Origin of the sequence: Paracoccus sp. MBLB3053 (assembly GCF_031822435.1) — a bacterium.
Taxonomy (GTDB): Bacteria; Pseudomonadota; Alphaproteobacteria; order Rhodobacterales; family Rhodobacteraceae; genus Paracoccus; species Paracoccus aurantius.
This window is the reverse complement of record NZ_JAVQLW010000001.1, coordinates 2,171,837-2,196,509: the sequence shown is the minus strand read 5'-3', so window position 1 is coordinate 2,196,509 and position 24,673 is coordinate 2,171,837. Positions and strand designations below refer to the sequence as shown.

Sequence of the window (24,673 nt, the reverse complement as noted above, 5' to 3'; positions counted from 1 at the left end):
TCGGTCTCAGGACGCGGCGCGGCTGGTCAGCCACTCGTCGAGGCGGGTCAGGATGTCGTCGCGCAGACGGTCATCCTCGATCTCTTCCAACGCATCGGCGAGGAAGGACAGGACCAGCAGGACCACCGCCTGTTCCTTCGGCACGCCACGCGAGCGCAGGTAGAACATCGCGGTTTCGTCAAGCGCGCCGGTGGTCGAACCATGCGAGCACTTCACGTCATCGGCATAGATTTCGAGTTCCGGCTTGGCGAGGAACTGGCTGCCCTCGTCCAGCAGAAGCCCTTGGCTGATCTGGTAACCGTCGGTCTTCTGCGCGCCGGGCTTGACCAGGATCTTGCCCTGGAAGATGCCATCCGCGCCGTTCTTGAGCACCTTCTTGAACACCTGGCGGCTTTCGCAACGCTCGGCGGCATGGGTGATGAAGACGGTGTCGTCATGGTGGAAGCGGCCTTCGGTGCCGTCGCCCAGAACGGCGGCGGCGATATGGGCAACGGCGTCGTCACCGACGATGTCGATCACGCCTTCATTGCGCATCATGCTGCCGTTCACCGAAAGCGTGAAGGATTTGAACAGAGCAGCTTCGCCCACGCGAGCGAAAACATGCCCGATGCCGACCTTGGCATCATCCGCACGCTTGCTGGCGATATGGTGGAAGCGCGCTTCCTTGGCCACGTCGACCTCGATCACCACGTTCGAGCGCGCGCCGATGCCACCGGTCTCCAGCAGCGTCAGCTCGGCGCCCTCTTCCATCTTCACGACGTGATGGAGCGTGACATCGGCATCCTGCGCCTCGCGGCGGTAAAGGATGTGGACCGGACGCGAGACCTTGCCGGTGACGCGGATCAGCACGCCATCGGTCGCGGCCAGCGTGTTCAACACGGCGAAGGGACGCTTGACCGGGATCTGACCCGCCGTTTCCAGCTTGCCGTAAAGCTCGGCGGCCCAATGATCGCCCGCAGCATCGGCAGCGGCCAAAGTCGAGATTTCAAGCCCCTCGCCTTCCAGCGCGTCCGAAGCAGCCGCGTCGAAACGGCCATCGACAAAGACCAGCTTCAACTGCTCGATATCGTCGAACAGCGTCGATGCGCGCGAAGTGAAGGCCAGTGGCTCTGCCACGGCGGCGTTGAAGGCCGTCGGATCGGTATAGCGCCAGTATTCGTCGCGCTTGCCCGGCAGACCCATCGCATCGAGACGGGCCGAGGCATCGGCGCGGGCTCCGGCACTGAAGCCGCCCTTGGGAAGGTCAAGCGCGGCGAGGCGCGCGGCCAGAACGTCGCCGGCCCGGGCCTTGCCCTCGGCCATCGGCGCCTTGCTGGCAAGAACAGCCGTATCCGCCATCAGCCAACCTCCGCCAGAAGGTCGCCATAGCCGTTCTTCTCGACTTCAAGCGCCAGTTCCGGGCCACCGGTCTTGATGATGCGGCCGTTCGACATGATGTGCACGACATCCGGTTTGATGTGGTCCAGCAGGCGCTGGTAGTGGGTGATGACAAGGAAGCTGCGTTCGGGCGAACGGAGCGCGTTCACGCCCTCGGCCACCAGACGCATTGCGTCGACGTCGAGACCCGAGTCGGTTTCGTCGAGGATGCACATCTTGGGCTCCAGCATCGCCATCTGCAGGATCTCGTTGCGCTTCTTTTCGCCGCCCGAGAAGCCAACATTGACCGGACGCTTCAGCATCTCGGCGTCGATCTGCAGCGTCTTGGCCTTTTCGCGCACGACTTTCAGGAACTCGCCCGAGGACAGCTCTTCCTCGCCACGCGCCTTGCGCTGCGCGTTCACGGCGGTGCGCAGGAAGGTCAGGTTACCGACGCCGGGGATCTCGACCGGATACTGGAAGGCCAGGAACAGGCCGACCGCGGCGCGCTCTTCCGGCTCCATGTCCAGCAGGTCATGCTCGTCCAGCGAGGCCTCGCCCTCGGTCACTTCATAGCCGTCGCGGCCCGAGAGGACATAGGAGAGCGTCGATTTGCCCGAGCCGTTCGGACCCATGATGGCATGGACCTCGCCCGCCGGAACGGTCAGGTCGACGCCCTTGAGGATCTGCTTGTCCTCGTCTTCGAGTTTGACGTGCAGGTTCTTGATGTTCAGCATTATTCTTACCTCAGTCGATGGTGTGGCGGTGCCGGGCCCCGACACCATCTGAATGGATTTCAGGGCGGCTCTGCCGTCCTGCGAAGCTTGTGCCGCGCCCGCTGGGGACGCGACAGGGATTATCCCACCGAGCCTTCCAACGAGATCGCGACCAGCGATTGCGCTTCCATGGCGAATTCCATCGGAAGCGCCTGAAGGACCTCGCGGCAGAAGCCGTTGACGACGAGGGCGACGGCCTCTTCCTCGTCCATGCCGCGGGCGCGGCAATAGAAGAGCTGGTCGTCATCGACCTTCGAGGTGGTGGCCTCGTGCTCGACGCGGGACGAGGTGTTCTTCACCTCGATATAGGGCACGGTATGGGCGCCGCACTGATCGCCGATCAGCAGGCTGTCGCATTGCGTGTAGTTGCGGCTGTTCGTGGCCTTGGGGTGCATCGTCACGAGGCCGCGATAGGTATTCTGCGCCTTGCCAGCGGAAATCCCTTTGGAAACAATGCGCGAGCGGGTGTTCTTGCCAAGATGGATCATCTTGGTGCCGGTATCCGCCTGCTGCATGTTGTTGGCAATTGCGATCGAGTAGAACTCGCCTTGGCTTTCCTCGCCGCGCAGGATGCAGGACGGGTATTTCCAGGTGATTGCCGAGCCGGTTTCGACCTGCGTCCACATGACCTTCGCCCGCGCCTCGCGGCAATCCGCGCGCTTGGTGACGAAGTTGTAGATGCCGCCCTTGCCTTCCTCGTCGCCGGGAAACCAGTTCTGGACGGTCGAGTATTTCACTTCGGCATCTTCAAGGATGACGATCTCGACCACGGCGGCGTGCAGCTGTGCGGTGTCGCGCTTGGGCGCGGTGCAGCCTTCGAGGTAGCTGACATAGCTACCCTTGTCGGCGATGATCAGCGTGCGCTCGAACTGGCCGGTGTTCTCCGCATTGATGCGGAAATAGGTCGACAGCTCCATCGGGCAGCGGGTGCCCGGCGGGATGTAGACAAAGGACCCGTCCGAGAAGACCGCCGAGTTCAACGTCGCGAAGAAGTTGTCCGATTGCGGCACGACCGAACCGAGATATTTCTTCACCAGCTCGGGATGCTCGCGGATGGCTTCCGAGATCGAGCAGAAGATGACGCCGGCCTTGGCCAGCTCATCCTTGAAGGTGGTGCCCACGGAAACCGAGTCGAAAACCGCGTCGACCGCGACCTTGCGGGCCTCGGCCGGAGTTTCGCCCGCACCCTCGACGCCGGCAAGGATCATCTGTTCCTTCAGCGGAATGCCCAGCTTTTCATAGGTCGCAAGCAGCTTGGGATCGACCTCGTCCAGCGATTTCGGCTTCACTTCCATGCTTTTCGGGCGCGCGTAGTAATATTGCTCCTGATAATCGATCTCAGGATAGTTCAGCATCGCCCATTTGGGTTCCGTCATGGTCTGCCAGCGGCGGAACGCCTGGAGGCGCCACTCGGTCATCCATTCCGGTTCATCGTTCTTTTTCGAGATAAGACGGACGATATCCTCGTTCACGCCCTTCGGCGCATATTCCATCTCGATCTCGGTGTCCCAGCCGTATTTGTAGGACCCCATGTTCTGGACGGTCTCGACGGTTTCGCGGTCTACGCCTTCGCGCACCCCGATTTCGTCGCTGATCTGTTCAGCCATCTCAAACCCTTCCTGCGGTTGCCCGCGATTCATTCCTTTGTCGCCAGCGCTCATATGCCGCCAGCCAGGCATCCGCAAAACGCATAATGTCCCGATGGTCCGTCGTCGGACCGATCGAGACGCGGATTGCATCGCCCGCCCATTCCGTCGCGATTCCCATGGCCGTCAGCACATTGCTGGGCCGCACCTTCCCCGAGGAGCAGGCCGAGCCAGCCGATACGGCAAAACCCGCCAGGTCCATCTGCATCACCTGTGTCTCTCCGCGCCAACCTGGCGTCAGGATCGACAAGGTATTCGGCAGGCGGTGGGATTCGCGTCCCGGGAATGTAACCATTTCTGCCCCGGATTCCAGAGTCCTCAGGAGCGAATCGCGTATTTCCGAGACTTTTTCTCCGACACCTTGATCCAGATCATTCTGCGCCGCCTTTGCCGCCGCGGCAAAACCCAAAATACCAATCAGGTTTTCCGTTCCGGCGCGTCTGCCCTGTTCCTGCCCGCCACCCTTCAATCGCGCCTCGATTTCCGTTCCCCGCTTGACGATCAAGGCACCGATGCCCCGCGGCCCGCCCAGCTTATGTGCACTGACGAGGCCGGCTTCGATTCCGAGCCAGTTGAAGGCGAACGGGATCTTGCCGAATGCCTGCGTCAGATCGCTGACCGCCAGCCCTTCGGGCAGGCTCTGGATCACGCCCGTCTCGGGATTGGCAAGCTGCAGGGTCGATGCCGCTGGATCGTCAACGATCACCTTCCCCGAGCGCTCCACCCTCAGTTCCGGCCTGCACCATGACAGAACAGCAGCATGTTCCACCGGTGCCGAAAGCAGATTGCGACCTTCAAGGATCAGCGCGGCAGCCTCGGTCGTGCCCGAGGTGAAGATCACGTCCGCGCCTTCAGCGCCCAATGCCGAGGCGACATCCTCGCGGGCGCGCTCAAGCGCAGATTTCGCGGCCCGTCCCTCGGCATGGACAGACGAGGGATTGCCGGTGATCTCGGCCGCTTCGATCATCGCGGCACGGGCCTCAGGCCGTAGGGGCGCGGTCGCGTTCCAATCCAGATATACCCTTTGGGTCATGCATCCACCTCTGCTCCGAACAGGACCGATCCGGTAAGGCTGTCGGCAATGCGTTCTGCCAGCCTTATGGCCACATCCGATTTGGCCATTCGGGGCCATTCCTCGGCCCCTTCATGCGTAATCAGTGTCACGGCATTCTCGGCGCCGCCCATGATCCCCGTTTCGGGGCGCACATCATTGGCGACGATCCAGTCCGCCCGCTTGCGCATGCGCTTCGAGCTGGCATGGAGGATAACATCATCAGTCTCGGCCGCGAAACCAACGACCAGTTCGGGTCGCCCGGCCTCCAACGCACCGATCCAGGCAAGAATGTCGGGATTTTCGGTGAATTCCAGTACCGGAGGACGGCCCGAACCGTCCTTCTTGATCTTGCTGCCATTCGCATTCGACACGCGCCAGTCGGCGACCGCCGCCGCCATCACGGCCGCATCGGCGGGCAGTGCGGCCTCTACCGCCCGTCGCATTTCCTCGGCGGTCTGAACCCTTATGACATCGACGCCATGGGGTGGCGGAACCTCGGCTGGACCGGTCACGAAACTCACCCTTGCCCCCAGATCTCGCAAGGCGGCCGCAATTGCCGTTCCCTGCGCGCCGCTCGACCGGTTGGCGATATAGCGCACCGGGTCGATAGGTTCGTGGGTCGGTCCGGACGTGACGATCACATGCTTGCCGGAAAGCCGATGATCGACCGGCGCGTTCTTTATCCATTCCGAGGCAAGCTGCAGGGGACGCGAAGCGCCCAGCATGATGCGGATCGCATCAAGTATCGCTTCGGGTTCGGCCATCCGACCGGCTCCATATTCGCCGCAAGCCATCTCGCCTTCATCCGGGCCGATGAAGGAAATCCCGTCCCGCTCCAGCACGGCCCGATTGCGCGCCGTGGCGGGATGTTCCCACATTCGAACGTTCATGGCAGGCGCGATCAGGACGGGCTTGTCGGTTGCCAGCAGCAGGGTCGAGGCCAGATCGTTCGCAAGCCCGGATGCCATCTTCGCCATGAGGTCGGCGGTGGCCGGGGCAACCACCACAAGATCGGCGCTGCGCGAAAGCTGGATATGCCCCATCTCGGATTCACGGGTCAGGTCGAAAAGCTCGGTATGACACGCGCTTTCGGCCAAGGCCGACAGCGTCAGGGGCGTCACGAATTCGGCCCCGGCCGAAGTCAGGACCGGGACGACAGCGATCCCCTCGCGGCGCATCATCCGGATCAGCTCGGGCATCTTGAAGGCGGCTATTCCCCCTCCGACGATCAGCAGAACGCGGCTACCCAGCATGCTGGCTCCCTTCGACATAAGTCTCGGCACAGCACATAGGGTGATTAGCTCCCGCGGGCAAGGAATCAGGGCGTTAACTCTTCCTTAAGCCTGCCCCCGTTAACCCTTCGGGCAGGTGCGGGGTTCGGGAGTGCGGGAATGGTTGCAATCGCCTATACGGTCGCCTTCGAAGGGGTCGAGGCGCGGCTGGTCGAAGTGCAGTGTTCGGTCTCGCCCGGACTGCCGGCATTCGGGATCGTGGGCCTTCCTGACAAGTCGGTCAGCGAAGCGCGGGAACGCGTCCGCGCAGCTTTTGCGGCACTTTCCATCGCCCTGCCTGCGCGTCGCATCACCATCAACATGTCGCCCGCCGATCTGCCCAAGGAAGGGTCGCATTTCGACCTGCCGATTGCGCTGGCCGTGCTGGCAGCATTGGAACTCGTGCCGCACGAGGCCCTGGAGCGGGTCGTCGCGCTTGGTGAGCTCGCCCTGGATGGACGGCTTTCCGCCGTCAACGGAGCCCTTCCCGCAGCCATGGCGGCGGCCGAGGATGACCGCGCGCTGATCGTTCCCCGCCCCTGCGGCTCCGAAGCGGCCTGGGTCGGATCGGTTGCGGTCTTTGCGCCCCGGACGCTGCGCGAAGCCATCGACCACCTGACCGATCGCGCGCCCCTGACCCCGGCCTCGGCCGGAGAGGCTCTTGCCAGCGGCAACCTGCCGGATCTCATCGAGGTCAAGGGGCAGGAACGTGCTCGTCGTGCGATCGAGATCGCCGCCGCGGGACGACACCACCTGCTGATGGTCGGCCCGCCCGGCGCCACCAAGACGATGCTCGCGCGCCGAATTCCAGGCATCCTGCCGCCTTTGACCGCACAAGAGGCGCTTGAGACCTCTGTCATCCAATCGGTTGCCGGCCTGATGAAGGAAGGAGGCATTTCGAGGGCAGCCCCATTCTGCCAGCCCCACCACACCGCATCGACCGCGGCGATCGTCGGCGGAGGACGTCATGCCGGCCCCGGGCAGATCAGCCTGTCCCATAACGGCGTCCTCTTCATGGATGAATTGCCGGAATTCGACCGCCGGGTCATCGATGCACTGCGTGAGCCGATCGAAACCGGGGAAATTCACGTCTCGCGCGCCAATGCGCATGTCCGCTACCCGGCACGCTTCCTGCTGGTCGCGGCCGCCAATCCCTGTCGCTGCGGCTATCTGGCAGACCAGGCTCGGGCCTGTTCCCGCGTGCCGGTCTGTGGGGCCGATTACATGGCCCGCGTTTCGGGGCCGATGATGGACCGCTTCGACCTGCGCCTTGAAGTGCCCCAGATCACCATCGAGGAAATGAACCTTCCGCCGACGGGCGAGGACTCTGCCACCGTTGCGGCCCGCGTCGCAGTCGCGCGGCATGTCCAGGCGGCCCGCTTTCGCGATCATCCCGAGGTGCGGGTGAACGCGGATGCGACGGGCCGGCTGCTGGATGAGATTGCGCCGCTTGACGCTGAATGTCGCACGTTGCTTGCGCTGGCATCGGAACGGCTGGGCCTGTCGCCGCGCGGGTATCACCGCGTCCTGAGAACGGCGAGGACCATCGCCGATCTCGATTCCGCGCCGGATATCCGAAAGCCACACCTCGCCGAGGCTCTGTCCTACAGGATCGCCTTCGGAAACCCGGATTGATCAGCCGCGTGCCGCGATGCGTTTTTCGACCGCTTCCCAGATCAGCGCGGCCGCGTTGATCCCGTCGAAACGCTCGAGTTCCTGGATGCCGGTGGGCGATGTCACGTTGATTTCGGTCAGCCAGCCGTCGATCACGTCGATGCCGGTGAAGATCAGCCCCTTTTCCCGCAGCACCGGGCCGATGATCGAGCAGATCTCAAACTCACGCTCGGTCAGGCCGATCTTTTCCGGACGGCCGCCGACATGCATGTTCGAGCGCGCCTCGCCCGCGGCGGGCACCCGGTTGATGGCCCCGACGGGCTCACCGTCGACAAGAATGATGCGCTTGTCACCCTTGACCACGGCAGGCAGGTATTTCTGCGCGATGACGGGCTCGCGGTTGATCCCCGAGAAGGTCTCGACCAGCGATGACAGGTTCGGATCGTTCGGCCTCAGGTGAAAGATCCCTGCCCCACCATTGCCGTAAAGCGGTTTGACGATGATGTCGCCATGGCGCTCGCGGAACGCCCGGATCAGCGACAGATCGCGGGTAATGACCGTCGGGGGCGTCAGTTCGGGAAAATCCAGAACCAGAAGCTTTTCCGGGCAGTTCCGCACCCAGAACGGGTCATTGACCACGAAAGTATGCGGATGGGCCCGGTCCAGAAGATGGGTATTGGTGATATACCCCATATCGAAGGGCGGATCCTGGCGCAGCCAGACGACGTCGAAATCGGCCAGATCGACCTCGGCCCAGTCACCGAAAGTGACGTGATTTCCCTCTTCGCGTCGCAGGGTGACGGGGCGGCCTCGGGCCACCAACCGGCCTTCGACATAGCTCAGCTTGTCCGCGGTATACTGGAAAAGGCGATGGCCGCGGGCTTCTGCCTCGAGCCCGAGGCGAAATGTGCTGTCTGCCGCGATCGAGACATGTTCGATCGGGTCCATCTGGAGGGCGACGTAGAGATTCATGCTTTCAGCTCCAGCCAAGTTCGACCGGAGTTGTCGCTTGCCGGCCCGCGCTTTGCAAGCACCCGCCCCTCAGTCGGCGCCGAAGGCGTTCTCGATGATCTCGACACGGCCGTAACCGTCGACCAGCGCGGCATCGAAACGCATCTGGGACAGCGACCCGCCTTCGAGCCCGCCGCAATATTCAAGCGCCGCCCGGCAGATCCGGTCCATCTGAAACCGTCCGATCCGGGCGGCGGCCATGTCATGGGTCGAGGATTGCTTGACCTCGACGAAGACGACCTCGCTGTCCTGTCCGACAATAAGGTCGATTTCGCCCGCGGTTCCCCTCCAGCGCGACGCGAGCAGGCTGTAGCCCATTGCCTGATAGGCGCGGATGACAGCATCTTCGCCCATCCGACCGGCCGCATTGGATATGATGCCCCGCTCCCGTCGCGGGTTTGGACTGGGCGCGCAATTCTCGGTCAAGACCCCTCCTTCTTCATTTCGAGCGCCACGGCATAGACCTCGCGTCGCGGCAGGTCGAAACGGTTTGCCACCTGGCTTGCCGCTTCCTTGACCGGCATGCGGCCCAGAAGATCGGCCAGGGCGGCGCGCAGATCGCCTTCGCCGACCTCCTTCTTCTCGGGATGGCCGAACAGGACGACGATCTCCCCTCTCAGCCCTTCATCCGGAACCAGTTCGACCAGTTCCGATACGGTCCCGCGCAGGACTTCCTCGAATTTCTTCGTCAGCTCCCTGCAAATGACAGCCGTTCGATTCGGCTCACCCTCGCAGACAATCTGTAACAGTTGCTTAACGCGCTTCGGGCTTTCGAAGGCGATGACGGTCGCCTCGACGTCGGACCAGCTTTGCACCCATTTGCGCCGCTGACCCGCGGCCGAAGGCGAGAAACCCACGAAGAGAAAGCGGTCGCTGGGCAACCCGGAAACGCTGAGACCGGCAAGCGCGGCGGATGGCCCCGGCAAGGCGCGCACCGTCAGCCCGGCCTCGGCAACATCGCGGGCCAATCGGTAGCCGGGATCTGCGACAAGGGGCGTCCCCGCATCCGAGGCATAGGCAACCGACAACCCTTCCCCGAGAGCTTGAAGTATCGCGGGTTTGGCGCGCTCGGAGTTGTGGTCGTGATAGGACACCATCCGCCTGCCCCGCAGGGGGATCCCATGTATATCCAGAAGATGCCTGAGGTTGCGCGTGTCCTCGGCAGCCAGAACATCGGCCGTGTTCAGCACGTCAAGCGCGCGCAGCGTGATGTCGCGGGCACTCCCGATCGGGGTCGCGACCAGATACAAGGCCGGCTCTGGCTTGCGGTCGGAAATGTTCAGCGCGATCGCGCGCGCCTCGATGCCGCCTGACTGTCCGTTCTCGCTCATCTGCAAACCTCTGCCGCTGCCTGACGACCCGGGCCGGGTCCGTTGCCAACCCCCGGATATGCCAATAACCTGTCAGCGTTAAGCCCCCAGCCCGCAGGAACAGGGAATCACGCCATGACCGTCACGACACCGAGCCGCGGCCGCGTTGCTCTGCGCCGCCTGTCTGCCCGCATGACAGCCTTTGCCTCGGCCATGCTGCTTGCTGCCTGTCAGCCCATGCAGCTCGGATCGACCGGCCCTTCAACCGGCCAGACAATCGACCCTTCGCAACCTGTGCCGGTCGCCCTTCTCGTTCCAGGCGGCACCGGAAGCGCCGACATGGAGTGGCTGGCGCGCTCGCTGACCAATTCTGCCAAGATGGCCGCGGCAGATGCCCAGGGGGCGACGATCGACCTGCGCATCTACAATGCCGGGGCTGATACCGGCGCCTCGGTCGCCGAGGCGAACCGAGCGGTCGATGAGGGCGCAAAGATCATCCTTGGCCCGCTTTTCGCCGATTCCGCCAATGCCGTGGGCCTTGCGATGGCCCCGCGCGGGGTGAACGTGCTTTCCTTTTCGAACAATGCCGACATCGCCGGCGGCAACGTGTTCGTCCTGGGCAACACCTTCGGCAACGTCGCCGATCGGCTGACCAAGTTCTCAGTCAGGAATGGCAAACGCCGGATCCTGGTCGTGGCCGAAGACGACGCGGCCGGACAGGTCGGATCGCGCGCGATCCAGCAGGCGATCCAGAACAACCGGGGCGCCGTCGCGGGCGTGATCAACCATCCCCTGTCAAAGGAAGGGATCGACGCCATCATCCCCAGCGTGACGCAGGCGACCGCCTCGGGCAATGTCGATGCCATTTTCATGACCGCCAACCAGGGCGCGGTGCTGCCCTACCTGACCGATACCCTGGCCGGTTCGGGCATCACTTCGTCCACCGTGCAGCTGATGGGGTTGACCCGTTGGGATCAGCCGGATTCACGCCTGGGGCTGAAAGGGGTTCAGGGCGGCTGGTTCGCACTGCCGGACACCCGGATGAAAGGCCAGTTCGAACAGCGCTATCGCGCCGCCTATGGCGAGACACCGCATGAACTGGGCTCGCTCGCATATGACGGGATCGCGGCCATCGCATCGCTGGTCCGGGCCGGAAAAAGAAACGCGCTGACTACCGCGGGGCTGACCCAGAACGCGGGCTTTGCCGGCATCAACGGCGCCTTCCGCCTTCGCCGGGACGGCACCAATGAACGCGCCCTTTCGGTCGCAACCATCCGCAATGGCCGGGTCGAGATCCTTGATCCGGCGCCTCGCAGCTTCGGTGGAGTCGGATTCTGATCTTGAACGACGCAAAACCCAACAAACTTGCTCAAAGTGCCCCGGCTCTGCCCGGGGCCCATTCATTGTTCTCGCCGGAAATATTCCTGCCGCACCTGACCGAAGCGCTGTCAGAGATATCCGAACCCCGCGAGATCCGCCGACAGACCGTCGCGATCCTGTCGGCCGCCCGCGCCGAGGCGATGGAGGATATTGTCGCGGGTTTCCGTTCGCATCCACGGGCCGCGCGCGAAACCGTCCGTGCGATCGCAAGCTTGACCGATGTCACCGTTAGCGCGATCCACCACGTCGCGACCACGATCCTGCATCCTCAGACCAACCCGACCGATGCCGAAAGGCTCGCCGTGCTGGCCATCGGGGGATATGGCCGCGCCGAGATGGCACCGCAATCCGATGTGGACCTGCTGTTCCTGACGCCCTGGAAAGTCAGCGGCTGGGCCGAAAGCGTCGTGGAATCGATGCTCTACATGCTTTGGGATCTGAAGTTGAAGATCGGGCAATCGACACGCTCGGTCGACGATTGCCTGCGGCTTGGGGCGGGCGACATCACGATTCGCACAAGCCTGCTGGAACACCGCCTTGTCTGTGGTCATGCGACCACTGCCGAGGCGCTTCGCGACCGGCTCTGGAGCGAGCTTTTCGACAATTCCGTTCCGGAGTTCATCGAGGCCAAGTTGGCCGAGCGCGCGACGCGCCACCGCCGCCAGGGCGGCCAGCGCTATGTGCTCGAGCCCAACGTCAAGGAGGGCAAGGGCGGGCTGCGCGATCTCCAGACCCTTTACTGGATCGCCAAGTATATTCACCGGGTCGATCGTGCAGTCGAACTGGTCAATCTTGGCTTCTTCACGAAGGAAGAGCACCTGACCTTCTGGCAGGCCGAAGATTTTCTTTGGGCCGTGCGCTGCCATCTGCACCTGTTGACCGGGCGGCCCAGCGACCAGTTGACCTTCGACATGCAGGTCGAGATCGCGAATGCGATGGGGTATCGCGACCTCGGAGGCCGCCGCGCGGTCGAGATATTCATGCAGGAATATTTCACCCATGCGACTCGGGTTGGCGAGTTGACACGGGTTTTCCTCGTCGCGCTCGAAGCTCGCCATCTTTACAAGGCCCCTCTGCTCAACGCGATCTTCAGCCGGCGCAGGCGCTTCAAGCCGGGGTTCAGGATGGATCGCGGCCGGCTGAACTATGTCAGCGAAAGACAGTTCCTTGCCGATCCCCTGAACATCCTGCGACTGTTCGAGGAAGCATTGCGGACCGGTGTGCTGCTGCATCCCGATGCGATGCGTTCGGTTGCGGCCAACCTGCATCTGATCGACGATCGGGTCAGGCAGGACCCCGAGGCCGTTCGGATCTTCCTCGACCTGCTGCTGCGCCACGGCAATCCCGAACGTTCGCTTCGACGGATGAACGAATTGGGTGTGCTCGGGGCCTTCATCCCTGAATTCGCCCCGGTCGTCGCGATGATGCAGTTCAACGTCTACCACCATTACACGGTCGACGAGCACCTCATCCAATGCGTCGCCGCCTTGTCCTCCATCGAGCGCGGAGAGGAAATCACCGACCTCCCGACGGTGTCCCGGATCATGAAGGGCAAGATCAACCGCAGGGTCATCTATCTCGCGGTGCTCCTGCACGATATCGGCAAGGGCCGGACCGAGGATCATTCGATTCTTGGCGCGCGCCTTGCCCGTCGGATCTGCACCCGCTTCGGCCTTGAACCCGATGAAACCGAAACGATCGAATGGCTGATCCGCAATCACCTGCTGATGTCGGACGTGGCGCAAAAGCGGGATATTTCGGACCCGCGCACCCTGCGGGACTTCGCCAAGCTGGTAAAGACTGCCAAGCGGCTCGACCTGCTGACCGTGCTGACCGTCTGCGACATCCGCGGCGTCGGCCCCGGAACGTGGAACAATTGGAAGGCCGTGCTCTTGCGTCGCCTTCACGCCGAAACCGAGCGCGCCCTGAAGAACGGCCTTGAAGAACTGAACCGCGACCGCCGGATTGGCGAGGCAAAGCGCTCGCTTCGCCATCTGCTGACCGCCAAGGGCTGGGACCCCAAGGACATCAAGGGTGAACTGGGCCGGCATTACGAGAATTACTGGCCAAGCCTTCCGACCGAGACGCAGTACATATTCGCAGATCTGCTGCGCGACCTTGGCGATCACGAGATCCGCATCGACCTGCATCCCGATCTCGACCGCGACGCGACGCGGGCGGCCTTCGTTCTGGCCGACCATCCCGGCATCTTCTCGCGCCTATCGGGAGCGATCGCGCTCGTCGGGGCCAACATCGTCGATGCCCGCACCTATACGACCAAGGATGGCTTCGCGACGGCCGTGTTCTGGCTGCAGGATGGTGATGGTCATCCCTATGCCGCCGACCGCCTGCACCGCCTGCGCAAGATGATCGAACGCACGCTGAAGGGCGAGGTCGTCCCGCGTGAGGCCTTCGCGGGACGCGACAAGCCCAAGAAGCGCGACAGCGCCTTCCGCTTCCCGACCCATATAACCTTCGACAACGAAGCATCTGATGTCTACACGGTGGTCGAGGTCGACACACGGGACCGTCCCGGACTGCTTTACGACCTGACGCGGACGCTGGCCGAGAACCACATCCAGATATCAAGTGCGGTAATCGCGACCTTCGGCGCTCAGGTTGTCGACACGTTTTACGTCAAGGACATGTTCGGGCTGAAACTGCACCAGCAGCACCGGCGCGATTCACTCAGCAAGAAACTCCAACAGGCGATCAAGGACGGGGCCGAACGTGCCGAAAGGGCCGAGCGCAAGCTTGGCGGGTCGTTCTGAGATCACGGAAATTCATAGATGCAACCGATCAGACTAATCCGGGGCTTCCTTTCGGTCGGCGCCTGGACCTTGGCGAGCCGTGTCGTGGGCTTTATCCGCGACGTGATGATTGCCGCCTATCTTGGCACGGGGCCGGTCGCGCAGGCCTATCTGGTGGCCTTCACTTTGCCCAACATGTTCCGTCGCTTCTTTGCCGAGGGCGCGTTCAACACGGCCTTCGTGCCGATGTTCGCGAAGCGGCTCGAAGCGGATGACGATCCTCGTGGTTTCGCCGAGGAAGCCTTTTCCGGCCTTTTCTCGGTCGTCCTGGTCGTTTCTCTGATCGCCCATCTGATCATGCCCTGGCTGGTCTTGGCGATGGCCGCCGGCTTCAAGGGCGACGAGCGCTTCGAACTGGCGGTCATCTACGGGCGGATCTGTTTTCCCTATATCCTTTTCATCTCGCTGACGGCGCTGCTGTCGGGGCTTCTGAATGCGGGCGGGCGCTTCATCGCCGCGGCCGCAGCCCCGGTACTGATGAACTTCATCCTGATCGCGGCCATGCTGCTTGCCGATTGGAACGGCTGGGACATGGGCAAGGCCATGGCATGGTCCACCCCGATCTCGGGGATTGCGCAACTGGCCACCGTCTGGTGGGCCGCCAAGCGCATGGGATTTCCGCTGCGCCTGCGTCGGCCGCGTTTGTCCCCCGACATGAAGCGCCTGCTGGCGGTCGCGGCTCCGGCGGTCCTCGCGGGTGGCGTCGTCCAGATCAACCTGCTGGTCGGACGTCAGGTCGGCTCGTTCTACGACGGCGCGATCGCATGGCTCACCAATGCCGACCGGCTTTACCAGCTTCCCCTGGGCGTGGTCGGCATCGCGATCGGGATCGTGTTGCTGCCCGATATCTCTCGCCGCCTCAAGGCCGGGGATACCGGCGGTGGGCGCCATGCCTATAATCGCGCGGCCGAGTTCGCGCTTTTTCTGACTGTTCCCGCCGCCGTTGCTCTGGTCATCGCGAGCTACCCTTTGATCTCGGTCCTGTTCAAACGCGGTGCCTTTCTCGAATCCGATGTCGGCCCGACCGCTCTCGCACTAGCAATCTACGGCCTCGGCCTGCCTGCATTCGTGCTGCAGAAGGTCCTGCAGCCGTTGTATTTCGCGCGCGAGGATACCCGCAGCCCGTTCCGCTTTGCCGTCTGGTCGATGGTGGTGAATGCCGTCGTGGCGCTTGGACTGGCGCCGATCATCGGATTTTCGGCCGCGGCCTGGGGAACGACGATCGCGGGCTGGACGATGGCGGCGCAGCTGTGGCGCGGCACGGCCGCCTATGGCGAGGCGACCGAACTGGACGACCGTCTGCGCCACCGCCTGCCGCGCATCATCATTGCCTCGGGCGTAATGGGCGTGGCGGTCTGGGGCGCTCAGGCCGGACTTGGCGATCTGCTCTATCAGCCGGGCAGCCGTTACCTCGCCCTGATCGCTCTCGTCGCTGTCGGCATCGTCACCTACGGCATCGCCGCAATCTTGCTGGGCGCTTTCCGACCTTCGGACCTGCGTGCGGGTTTCAGGCGTCAGCGCTGACGGATCTGGCGCAGCACGCGCGCCACTCCGCCCGGGATCAGCACGAAGGACAGCAGGAAGCCGGTGATGAAGCCTGCGACCTCGGCGATCCAGGTGGTGTTCCCGCTTTGGAAGATGATGCCGAAGATCAGCTGAAAGGCCAGAAGCATCCCGATCAGCGAAAACGCCCGCATCCGGTTCGCGTTCTGCTGACCCAGCCGGGTCCAGAGCAGGAAGGTGAAAGCACCCACGAAACCGTAGACTGCCGGATAGCCCCCGATCAGCGGCTGAAAGCGGAATTGGGGGAAAAGACCCGCGAAAAGCGTATAGATCAGCGCGCCTCCGATGGCCGATCCGAAGAAGAGCGCGATCACGGCCCAGGCCCTGAACTGGTTCGCGATCAGGTTGCCGAGCGCGAGGCAGAAGACGATGACGAAAATGGCATGGGTCAGCGACATGTGGATGAAGGAATAGGTCAGGATGCGCCAGCTTTGGTCAAGGACAAGCGCGCGCATCTGCCAAAGCTGCAGCACCATTTCGGGGATATAAGCGGTCCGTTCGGCCGCTAGCTGGCGCATCGCGAGGCCCGCGCCCGGCGTGCCGCCACCGGCCAGACCTAGCTGCGCGAGACCGAAGACCACCTCGCAGGCGATCATCGGCAAGACCAGGGCCCAGACCACGGCCGGAACGGGGTTTAGCGGGGATTCGTCATAACCGGGACGCATCGTCTTCCTTCTCCTGCAGGGCGGTTGCGCCCGGACGGGCCAAGGGGTAAGCCAGCCTACGGAAATTTCCAAGCAGGTAGTGCCATGACCACGAGCTTCGCTCCGCGCATCTTCTCCGGCATCCAGCCCTCTGGCGGGCTGACGCTGGGCAATTACCTTGGCGCGCTCAAACGCTTTGCCGAGTATCAGGGCACAGGGGCCGAGACGATCTATTGCGTCGTGGACCTGCATGCGATCACCGTCTGGCAAGACCCCGAAAAGCTTCGACACAATACCCGCGAAGTTGCGGCCGCCTTTCTCGCTTCGGGCGTCGATCCCGAGGTGTCGATCCTTTTCAACCAAAGCCAGGTGCGACAGCATGCCGAACTGGCATGGCTGTTCAACACCGTCGCCCGCGTCGGCTGGATGTACCGGATGACCCAGTTCAAGGACAAGGCGGGCAAGAATTCCGAGAACTCCAGCCTTGGCCTCCTGGCCTATCCCTCGCTCATGGCGGCCGACATCCTTGCTTATCACGCGACTGCCGTTCCGGTGGGTGAGGATCAGAAGCAGCATCTGGAGCTGACCCGCGACATCGCGGCCAAGTTCAACCACGATTACGGTCAGGAATTCTTCCCGATCACCGAGCCGCTGATCGAAGGCACCGCGACCCGCGTCATGTCTCTGCGCGACGGCAGCAAGAAAATGTCCAAATCCGATCCCTCGGATGCGGCACGGATCAACCTGACCGACGATGCCGACGCGATCGCGCAGAAGATCCGCAAGGCCCGCACCGATGCCGAACCCCTGCCCGGCACGATGGATGGGCTGAAGGATCGTCCCGAGGCACGCAACCTCGTCAACATCTATGCGGCCCTGTCGGGTGAAACCGGCGATGAGGTTCTGGCGCGGTTCGAAGGTCAGGGCTTCGGCGCCTTCAAACCCGCATTGGCCGAGGTCGCGGTCGAATCGCTTGCGCCGATCACCGCCCGGATGAGCCAGTTCATGGCCGACCCGGCCGAGATCGATCGCATCCTGGGGCAGGGTTCAGCCCGTGCCGAGGCCATCGCCCAGCCGATTGTCGAGCGCACCAAGGACATCATGGGAATGATCCGTTCGCGCTGACACGCGCGAGGAAAATCAACCATTTCCGCGCGGGATGTGTTAGCATCATCCCGTGCGAGAACGGATAGCGCAATGACGGACCTCTTGTCCCGGCTGCTCGGCGAGCGTCCTTGGCTTCTGGCCGATGGCGCCACCGGAACCAATCTTTACAATATGGGCCTGGCCCCCGGCGACGTGGCCGATCTGTGGTGCGAAAGCCACCCCGATCGGGTGCGCGATTTGCACCGACAGATGATCGACGCCGGGGCAGACCTGATCCTGACCAACAGCTTCGGGGCGAATGCCAGCCGGCTGCGCCTGACGGGTGCAGAAGGTCGCGTCGGCTCGATCAACGGCGCGGCAGCAAGGCTCGCACGCGAGGCGGTCGATGCTTCCGGTCGTCAGGTCGTCGTGGCGGGTTCGATCGGCCCGACCGGGGAAATCATGGCGCCCGTCGGGCGGCTGACCGAAACCGAGGCGACCCGGCTTTTCACCGACCAGGCCCTGGCCTTGAAGGCAGGGGGTGTGGATGTGCTATGGGTCGAAACCGTCAGTGCCATGGAAGAAATGCGCGCCGCATCCCGCGCTGCTCAAGCCACGGGCCTGCCCTGGTGCGGCATGATGAGCTTTGAATCCGGTGGGCGCAGCATGATGGGTGTGAGCCCGCAGCAGCTTGCCTCGCTGGTGGATCGCCTTCCCTACCCGCCTGTCGCTTATGGGGCGAATTGCGGCACCGGCCCGGCCGAGTTGCTCATCGCGCTTTCCAGCTTTTCCGCGGCCGGTTCAGAGCGACCTTTGATCGCGAAGCCCAATGCCGGTGTGCCGCGCTATCAGGATGGCGGCTTGATTTATGACGGCACGCCCGAGATCATGGCAGAGTTTGCCGTTCTCGCCCGAGACCTTGGTGTCCGCATCATAGGTGGCTGTTGCGGAACAACCCCACTGCACCTCGCCGCGATGCGAGAGGCACTGACTTCGCGCATGCCCGAAGTCAGGCCAAGCACGGATGAGATAGCCACCCGGATCACCGGCTTGATGGCCGAACGCTAGAAAAGCGCAAGCTGATCGCCCGCCCTGGGCGGGGCCGCGAAAAGGCTGCAATCAAGCACGGGGTCTTCGCGCAGCAGGCCCAGCCTTTTTCGTGCCAGCCGAAAACGCTGATGCAGCAAATCGGCCTCCTGCCCTTGCCCGCGCATCCTTGTGCCAAAGCGCGGATCATTGTCACGACCCCCACGCATCGCCTGGATACGGGACATGACATGGGCGGCCTTGCCGGGATGATGCCGCAAGAGCCAGTCCCGAAACAATGGCGCAACCTCAAGCGGCAGGCGGATCGGGATCATGCTTGCTGACCGAGCCCCTGCATCGCGTGCCGCTGCCATGATCCGTTCCATCTCGTGTTCGTTCAGCACGGGTATGACGGGCGCGACCATGACTCGGACGGGAACTCCGGCCTTGGCCAACCCCTCGATCATGCGCAACCGGGTGGCGGGCGTCGGCGCACGGGGTTCAAGTTTCCGAGCAAGTTCCGGATCGAGCGTCGTCACTGATACACCCGTCGTCACCAGTCGCCTGCCTGCCATGTCCCCCAAAATGTCGAGGTCCCGCAGCACGGTCGCGCCCCGCGTCACGAGGCTCATCGGATGGTTCCACGCCGACAGCACCTCGAGGCAGGCGCGCATGATCGCAAGCTTGGCTTCGATCGGCTGATAGGGATCGGTATTCGTCCCAAAGGCGATCGGGGCCACGGCATAGTTGCGTCGACCGATCTCGGCCTCAAGCAGTTGCGCAGCATTTGGCTTGGCCGTGATCCGGGTTTCGAAATCCAGCCCCGGAGACAGGCCAAGATATGCATGGCTCGGCCGGGCAAAGCAGTAGATGCAACCGTGCTCGCATCCACGATAGGGGTTTATCGAGCGATCGAAGGGAATGTCGGGCGAACTGTTTCTGGTCATGATCGAGCGCGCATTCTCGATCGCAATCTCGGTCCTCAGCGTCTCTTGATCAAGCGGCAGATCCCAGCCGTCATGCTCGCGCCTGTAGTGATAGGGCTCGAAGCGCGCATCCGGTCGGGTATCTGCCCCACGGGCGCGCAGAAGCTCATCTGGGTTGCGAGGTGGCAGGGACATGACCAGACAATACCCATGCCATGGGAACATTTCAAGAACATTGATGGCCGGGACGGCTTGGACACGTTTGAAGCAATTCCTCAAGAACGGGCTTTCCCCTGCGCGTTTTCAGAGACATACTGACGGAACTGGAGGAAGACATGCCATTGCCGCATTTCCTGATCCTGATCCTGCTTGTCATTCTGGCCTCTGGCCTGACCATCTGGGCTGCCAGTTCCGTGGGCGTCCCCTTTTTCGCCCTTGGTCTGGTTGCTCTGCTTGCTGCGGCGATCGGACACCTGGCGGTGCATGAGGATCGCTAGCTCATAGAACCGGGATTCTCGCCGGAAGCCGCCACAAACGCTCCGTGAGGGCAATCAAGCCCCTTGAACTGAGGTTTCGGCAGCGTTTGATCCCCATCTGCGCCGGGACGTCCTAGCCGGGAGGGCTGCGCCGGGCCGTCATTCGACCACCAGCTCGGTGTCCCAGTAAAGGTAATCCATCCAGCTTTCGTGCAGGTAGTTCGGGGGAAAGCGGCGACCGCATGCATGCATTTCCTCGGGCGTCGGTCTGCGAGGCGCGCGGCGCAGCCTCAGGCCCGAATTGCGCAATGACTTGTTCGCCTTTTTCAGATTGCAAGGGGAACAGGCGGCAACCACGTTTTCCCAACTGGTCACTCCACCCCGGGAACGGGGCACGACGTGATCAAAGGTCAATTCCCCCTTCGCGCCGCAATACTGGCAGCAGAATTCGTCCCTCAGAAAAAGATTGAAGCGCGTGAATGCCACGCGCTTCTGAGGTTTTATGAAATCTTTCAGAACGACCACCGACGGGATGCGTATGCTTTCCCTTTGGCTTCGAACTACTTCATCATATTCGGCGATGATCTGAACCCGGTCCAGGTAGACGGCCTTGATCGCCTCCTGCCAGGGCCAGAGCGAAAGCGGATAATAGCTCAGCGGCCGGAAATCCGCGTTCAAGACAAGCGCAGGATGATGGCGCAAGTTCGAAGGCTCACGCACGAATTGGGTCCGGAAATCGCGATGGTCGTCCAGCATCGGCCCTCTGCCTCGCCTGCCAGGAACTTGTCGGTATCTCTTCAAGGCCGACTATATATCGCGACCGCCGTCTGACAAGACCCTGAATATATGTCCTGCCAACGGATTACCCCGAATGCGTGACATCGACGTGACACGCGAGGCAGGCTTTCGGGGTCGGCAAATCGAAAAGAGAGAATGTCCGAAATACAGTGGCCGCGCCGGATGCGAGCCCGAAGAAATCGGGCATGCATTCCAAGCACTCATCGCAGCCAAACCGCACGATGCCACGATCGGCAGCGTCAGGTCCGAACAAGCTGCGGACAGCAAGATGTTCAGATGACAGGATAAGCAGATTTCGAATTGGGGTTTTCACTTGGCGTGCGCGGTATTTCACTTCGCCATGCCGACCCGGGCTGGCGCCTGGGGCAACGCGGTGGCATGCTCGTCTCATGTCACATCCACCGCCGGTTCTGGGAACATTGGAAAGCGCGCTCTATGCGCGAGACCTGGATCTTGCCGAGGCATTCTGGACCAACATCATCGGTCTTGAGCGGATCGCGCGCTCAGAGACGCGTCACGTCTTCTTCCGCTGCGGTGCTCAAGTCTTGCTGATCTTCAATCCCGACGAGACCCGCAAGCCACCGGCACCCGGATCAAGCCTTCCCGTTCCCCCGCACGGAACCGAGGGGGAAGGGCATTTTTGCATGGCTGCCGAAGCGGATCAGATCGAGGCATGGCGCATCCACCTTGAGGCGCAGGGCATCACGGTGGAATCCGACTTCAGATGGCCTCAGGGGGGAAGGTCGATCTATTTCCGCGACCCTGCGGGAAACTCGATCGAAATCGCAGATCCGATGATCTGGGGCAGGACCGACCGGAACCGGCCCTGACGGGAGATGATCAGCGACGGGCGCGAACGGCTACCTTGCGGGGCTGGGGTTTGGGCATCGCTGCCAGGGAAATCCCGGCCAGACCGAGTGCCGCGAGCGCCATCCAGACAATATCCATCACAAGAACTCCTCAGTACCTGATTTGAAGGTATGCCCTGAGCACCGCAGTTCAAGAGCTAATTGGAAACCCGCGTCATGACCTTGCGGAAAATCGCTGCATGAGGAACTGAAGCGCGACCGAAAGACCGTCCGGCGAAATGCCATGCGGCGTGTTTTTCATCACATGGGTGTAGACTTCGAACCCCGCATCAGTCAGGGCATCGGCCGCGATCGACATGCTCTCGAAGGGAACGACGGGGTCCTGATCGCCATGCGCGAGCAGGACCGGAGGCCGCACTTTCACGTCCCGTTTCAAGCTGTCCGGATCCAGCAACCGGCCCGAGAAGCCAACGACCCCGGCAAGCTCGTGATCGCGGCGGGGCGCGACCTCCAGAGACATCATCGTTCCCTGTGAAAATCCTACCAACGCGAGACGGGAAGGCTTGATGCCTTCATCCGCAATCACCTTGTCGAGGAACGCATTGATGTCGGCAAATGACTGTTCCGCCGAGATACGCGCCTGTTCGGGCGTCGACCCATCCATCCAGGGTATCGGAAACCACTGGTAGCCCATGGGATTGTTGATGCAGCGTTCGGGCGCGTCGGGAGCGTAAAAGGCCGTATTCGGCAGATGCGGCGCAAGCGGATCGGCCAGACCCAGCAGGTCGGCGCCATCGGCACCATAACCATGCAGGAAAACCACCACGGATTCGGCTTTTGCCGGGCCCTTGCGTTTCGACTTCAACTCGCGCGTCATCTGACCCCCTCGCGTCCTTTGGCCAGCCGGTAATAGGCCCAGAGCGCCCGTGCCGCAACCGCCCGCCATGGCCGCCAAGGCTCGGCCATGGCAATCAGAGCGGCAGGCTTGGGCCGATCCGGAAGTTCGTAAAGCAGGCGCGCGGATTCGGCGAGCGCGAGATCGGCGGCGGCGAAGATATCCGGTCTGCCAAGCGCGAATTTCAGGTAGATCTCGGCTGTCCAGCGTCCGATCCCCGGCAGGGCCGTCAGCAAGGCGACAGCCTCTTCATCGGGCAGATCGCGCAACCCTTCCCAGTCAAGCTTCGCCTCTGCAATTCCTCGCAGGTAGCGGATCTTGGGACGCGAAAGCCCCACGGATCGCAAGGCGTCGTCATCGGCGGCAGCGATATCATCTTCGTCGGCCAGCCCCGCCGCAACCATCCGGGCGACAATGGCATTCGCGGCATGGGTCGATATCTGCTGCGAGACGATGGCATCGCGGATCGAGACGAAGCCTTCATCCCAGCGCCGCAGGGGCAGTGGTCCGATCTCGGGCAGCACCCGCGCCCAGACCGGGCAGACATGGGCCAGGTGGGCGGCGCCCTCTTCCAGATCCGCAGCATCGCGGATCAGCCGCATCACTCGTCCAGTCCGATTTCGATCGCGCGCTTGGCCTCTTCCTTGAGGCGGGTTTCGAAGGCCATCGAGATGTGACGGCGAAGTGCCGCCTCGGCCCGTCCGCCGTCGCGATCGGCGATGGCCTCGACTATTTCATGGTGTTCGTCCAGCGACACCGCGTCGCGCCCCTTGGCGGCAAGCGTTGTTCGGGCCATCAGCGCCATGCTGCGATGCACGAGATCGAGCTGCTGCACGAGATATCGGTTATGCGACGCAAGGTGGATCTGGTGATGAAAGCGCCGGTTCGAGCGCGAAAGAGCCTGCGGATCGCCGAGGATCATCTTGTCCTCCTCGACCATCGCGGCAAGTACGCGCACCTCTTCCGGGGTTGCATGAAGCGCGGCCAGACGCGCGGCAAGCGCCTCGAGCTCGGCCCGCACGGTATAAAGTTCGGCAAGCTGGTTATGATCCAGGGTCGCGACGATCAGGCTGCGGCCGTCGCGCTTGAGCATCGACTGGGTTTCAAGCCGCTGCAGAGCCTCACGGACCGGGGTGCGCGACACGCCAAACCGCTCGGCCAGCTCGGATTCGACCAAGCGGTCACCGGGGCGATAAATGCCGCTGTCGATGGCGGAAAGGATCAGGGAATAGGCGTCTTTCATGTCCGCACGATCTGTTGTCCTGCTCGGGATTGCAAGCTCCCTGCCGCAGGCTTAGGCAGGGATCATGAATTTTGATCATGTCACCACCTGGATCTTCGATCTCGACAACACGCTTTATGCGCCCGAGATGCGGTTGTTCGATCAAATCGAGAAAAAGATGACCGCATTCGTCATGCGGGAATTGCGCGTCCCCGAGGCGGAGGCCAACCGGATACGCGGCCACTATTGGCGCACGCACGGGACGACGCTGTCGGGATTGATGGCATTGCACGACGTGGACCCCCTGCCCTATCTGCGCGAAGTGCATGACATCGACTTTTCGCATCTGACGCCCGATCCCGATCTTGCCGCGCTGATCAGCGACCTGCCCGGGCGCAAGATCGTGCATACCAACGCCGATACCGAATATGCCGGTCGCGTGCTTGGCCATCGCGGCCTTGCCATTTTCGACGAAGTTCACGGCATCGAAACCACCGGATTTCACCCAAAGCCGGACCCGCGCGCTTATGCCGCAGTCATGGAGGCGAGCGGTTTCGACCCCGCCGCAGCCGCAATGTTCGAAGATGACCCGCGAAATCTTTCCGTGCCGCATTCGCTGGGAATGCGAACAGTTCTTGTCGGTACGGGCAGGCACGGACCGGATGAACTCAACCCCTTGCATGATCACGGACCCCACGTGCAGCACCGCACGATGGACCTGACTGGCTTTCTTCGTGGCCTTGCCGAGAAACGCCTTCAGGGCCAGAATTAGGCGTTGCACCCACAAAGGAATGCAGAAATGGCCGCCACTCAGATCGATCCCGCAGAAGCCCGCAAGGAAGCCCGCACCGCCGCGGTGCTTTTCCTGTTCGTTGCGGCACTGATCGTCATCTCGGCCCTGGCCACCGCCATCTGGGGGCTGGCCGCGCTGAACCTCATCGCCCTGGTCGGCACCTTGGCCGTGTTCGGCGTCCTTGTCGCTTACGCGGCGGGCTTCTGA

At 62.8% G+C, this 24,673-nt stretch carries 25 protein-coding genes; 11 read left to right on the top strand and 14 right to left on the bottom strand.

The features are described 5' to 3' along the window. Positions 1–6: 6 nt before the first annotated feature. From RGQ15_RS10965 to coaBC, 5 genes are all read right to left on the bottom strand, one after another. A complete protein-coding gene (locus tag RGQ15_RS10965; RefSeq protein ID WP_311161080.1) occupies positions 7–1,302 on the bottom strand; it encodes a SufB/SufD family protein in 1,296 nt (431 codons plus the stop codon). Between the two features lie 35 nt (positions 1,303–1,337). Next, positions 1,338–2,093 (bottom strand): Fe-S cluster assembly ATPase SufC, encoded by a 756-nt coding sequence (gene sufC / locus RGQ15_RS10960; RefSeq protein ID WP_311160256.1) that lies wholly within the window; start codon positions 2,091–2,093, stop codon positions 1,338–1,340. A 119-nt stretch (positions 2,094–2,212) separates the two neighbouring features. Then, positions 2,213–3,739 carry a Fe-S cluster assembly protein SufB gene (sufB, locus tag RGQ15_RS10955; protein WP_311160255.1) on the bottom strand — a complete coding sequence of 509 codons (1,527 nt, stop codon included), beginning with the start codon at positions 3,737–3,739 and terminating at the stop codon, positions 2,213–2,215. Between the two features lies 1 nt (position 3,740). Then, the gene (locus RGQ15_RS10950) at positions 3,741–4,811 is read right to left on the bottom strand and encodes a cysteine desulfurase family protein (RefSeq protein ID WP_311160254.1); all 1,071 of its coding nucleotides are present in this window, start codon (positions 4,809–4,811) and stop codon (positions 3,741–3,743) included. Continuing rightward, positions 4,808–6,085 carry a bifunctional phosphopantothenoylcysteine decarboxylase/phosphopantothenate--cysteine ligase CoaBC gene (coaBC, locus tag RGQ15_RS10945; protein ID WP_311160253.1) on the bottom strand — a complete coding sequence of 426 codons (1,278 nt, stop codon included), beginning with the start codon at positions 6,083–6,085 and terminating at the stop codon, positions 4,808–4,810. The genes RGQ15_RS10950 and coaBC overlap by 4 nt, the downstream gene beginning before the upstream one ends. Positions 6,086–6,223: 138 nt before the next feature. Here coaBC and RGQ15_RS10940 point away from each other — a divergent pair, with 138 nt between their 5' ends. After that, positions 6,224–7,738 (top strand): YifB family Mg chelatase-like AAA ATPase, encoded by a 1,515-nt coding sequence (locus RGQ15_RS10940; protein ID WP_311160252.1) that lies wholly within the window; start codon positions 6,224–6,226, stop codon positions 7,736–7,738. On the opposite strand, the gene gshB is transcribed toward RGQ15_RS10940, so the two are convergent. The 3 genes from gshB to rsmI form a co-directional block, all read right to left on the bottom strand. Further along, on the bottom strand, positions 7,739–8,689 hold the full coding sequence (gshB, locus tag RGQ15_RS10935) for a glutathione synthase (RefSeq protein WP_311160251.1): 951 nt from the start codon (positions 8,687–8,689) through the stop codon (positions 7,739–7,741). It lies immediately after the preceding gene. A gap of 69 nt (positions 8,690–8,758) precedes the next feature. After that, positions 8,759–9,082, bottom strand: coding sequence for a YraN family protein (locus tag RGQ15_RS10930; protein WP_311161079.1), 324 nt, complete (start codon positions 9,080–9,082; stop codon positions 8,759–8,761). 68 nt (positions 9,083–9,150) lie between these two features. Then, positions 9,151–10,011, bottom strand: a complete 861-nt coding sequence (rsmI, locus tag RGQ15_RS10925; RefSeq protein ID WP_409201338.1) for a 16S rRNA (cytidine(1402)-2'-O)-methyltransferase — start codon at positions 10,009–10,011, stop codon at positions 9,151–9,153. Between the two features lie 162 nt (positions 10,012–10,173). Here rsmI and RGQ15_RS10920 point away from each other — a divergent pair, with 162 nt between their 5' ends. The 3 genes from RGQ15_RS10920 (at position 10,174) to murJ (ending at position 15,752) form a co-directional block, all read left to right on the top strand. Continuing rightward, a complete protein-coding gene (locus tag RGQ15_RS10920) occupies positions 10,174–11,376 on the top strand; it encodes a penicillin-binding protein activator (RefSeq protein WP_409201315.1) in 1,203 nt (400 codons plus the stop codon). Positions 11,377–11,441: 65 nt separating this feature from the next. Continuing rightward, complete coding sequence (locus RGQ15_RS10915; protein WP_311160249.1) at positions 11,442–14,189, top strand: [protein-PII] uridylyltransferase; 2,748 nt, start codon at positions 11,442–11,444, stop codon at positions 14,187–14,189. A gap of 18 nt (positions 14,190–14,207) precedes the next feature. After that, the gene (murJ, locus tag RGQ15_RS10910; RefSeq protein WP_311160248.1) at positions 14,208–15,752 is read left to right on the top strand and encodes a murein biosynthesis integral membrane protein MurJ; all 1,545 of its coding nucleotides are present in this window, start codon (positions 14,208–14,210) and stop codon (positions 15,750–15,752) included. Here the strand turns inward: murJ and RGQ15_RS10905 are convergent. Further along, the gene (locus tag RGQ15_RS10905; RefSeq protein WP_311160247.1) at positions 15,743–16,456 is read right to left on the bottom strand and encodes a rhomboid family intramembrane serine protease; all 714 of its coding nucleotides are present in this window, start codon (positions 16,454–16,456) and stop codon (positions 15,743–15,745) included. The two genes, murJ and RGQ15_RS10905, sit on opposite strands and share 10 nt — an antisense overlap. A gap of 84 nt (positions 16,457–16,540) precedes the next feature. On the opposite strand from RGQ15_RS10905, the gene trpS reads away from it, so the two are divergent. Together trpS and bmt are read left to right on the top strand one after the other, a co-directional pair. Further along, positions 16,541–17,560 (top strand): tryptophan--tRNA ligase, encoded by a 1,020-nt coding sequence (gene trpS / locus RGQ15_RS10900; RefSeq protein ID WP_311160246.1) that lies wholly within the window; start codon positions 16,541–16,543, stop codon positions 17,558–17,560. 72 nt (positions 17,561–17,632) lie between these two features. After that, entirely contained in the window at positions 17,633–18,589 is a 957-nt protein-coding gene (bmt, locus tag RGQ15_RS10895; RefSeq protein ID WP_311160245.1) for a betaine--homocysteine S-methyltransferase, read from the top strand. Here bmt and RGQ15_RS10890 read toward each other — a convergent pair. Next, the gene (locus RGQ15_RS10890) at positions 18,586–19,668 is read right to left on the bottom strand and encodes a PA0069 family radical SAM protein (protein ID WP_311160244.1); all 1,083 of its coding nucleotides are present in this window, start codon (positions 19,666–19,668) and stop codon (positions 18,586–18,588) included. The genes bmt and RGQ15_RS10890 overlap by 4 nt on opposite strands. Before the next feature lie 140 nt (positions 19,669–19,808). Between RGQ15_RS10890 and RGQ15_RS10885 the strand changes: the two genes are divergently transcribed. Beyond that, positions 19,809–19,970, top strand: a complete 162-nt coding sequence (locus RGQ15_RS10885; RefSeq protein WP_311160243.1) for a hypothetical protein — start codon at positions 19,809–19,811, stop codon at positions 19,968–19,970. A gap of 138 nt (positions 19,971–20,108) precedes the next feature. Here the strand turns inward: RGQ15_RS10885 and RGQ15_RS10880 are convergent, their stop codons facing one another. Continuing rightward, positions 20,109–20,705, bottom strand: coding sequence for an HNH endonuclease (locus RGQ15_RS10880; RefSeq protein ID WP_311160242.1), 597 nt, complete (start codon positions 20,703–20,705; stop codon positions 20,109–20,111). 115 nt (positions 20,706–20,820) lie between these two features. Between RGQ15_RS10880 and RGQ15_RS10875 the strand changes: the two genes are divergently transcribed. Further along, complete coding sequence (locus tag RGQ15_RS10875) at positions 20,821–21,027, top strand: hypothetical protein (protein ID WP_311160241.1); 207 nt, start codon at positions 20,821–20,823, stop codon at positions 21,025–21,027. A 109-nt stretch (positions 21,028–21,136) separates the two neighbouring features. Further along, positions 21,137–21,577 (top strand): VOC family protein, encoded by a 441-nt coding sequence (locus RGQ15_RS10870; RefSeq protein WP_311160239.1) that lies wholly within the window; start codon positions 21,137–21,139, stop codon positions 21,575–21,577. Between the two features lie 193 nt (positions 21,578–21,770). On the opposite strand, the gene RGQ15_RS10865 is transcribed toward RGQ15_RS10870, so the two are convergent. Genes RGQ15_RS10865 through RGQ15_RS10855 form a run of 3 tightly spaced genes read right to left on the bottom strand, consistent with a single transcriptional unit; the run spans position 21,771 to position 23,694 of the window. After that, positions 21,771–22,433: an alpha/beta hydrolase gene (locus RGQ15_RS10865; protein WP_311160238.1), complete on the bottom strand. Its 663-nt coding sequence runs from the start codon at positions 22,431–22,433 to the stop codon at positions 21,771–21,773. Next, positions 22,430–23,053, bottom strand: coding sequence for a DNA-3-methyladenine glycosylase family protein (locus RGQ15_RS10860; RefSeq protein WP_311160237.1), 624 nt, complete (start codon positions 23,051–23,053; stop codon positions 22,430–22,432). The genes RGQ15_RS10865 and RGQ15_RS10860 overlap by 4 nt, the downstream gene beginning before the upstream one ends. After that, entirely contained in the window at positions 23,053–23,694 is a 642-nt protein-coding gene (locus RGQ15_RS10855) for a GntR family transcriptional regulator (protein ID WP_311160236.1), read from the bottom strand. Before RGQ15_RS10855 ends, RGQ15_RS10860 begins: the two co-directional genes overlap by 1 nt. A gap of 64 nt (positions 23,695–23,758) precedes the next feature. Between RGQ15_RS10855 and RGQ15_RS10850 the strand changes: the two genes are divergently transcribed. Together RGQ15_RS10850 and RGQ15_RS10845 are read left to right on the top strand one after the other, a co-directional pair. Then, entirely contained in the window at positions 23,759–24,445 is a 687-nt protein-coding gene (locus tag RGQ15_RS10850) for a pyrimidine 5'-nucleotidase (protein ID WP_311160235.1), read from the top strand. Between the two features lie 27 nt (positions 24,446–24,472). Next, a complete protein-coding gene (locus RGQ15_RS10845; protein ID WP_311160234.1) occupies positions 24,473–24,673 on the top strand; it encodes a hypothetical protein in 201 nt (66 codons plus the stop codon).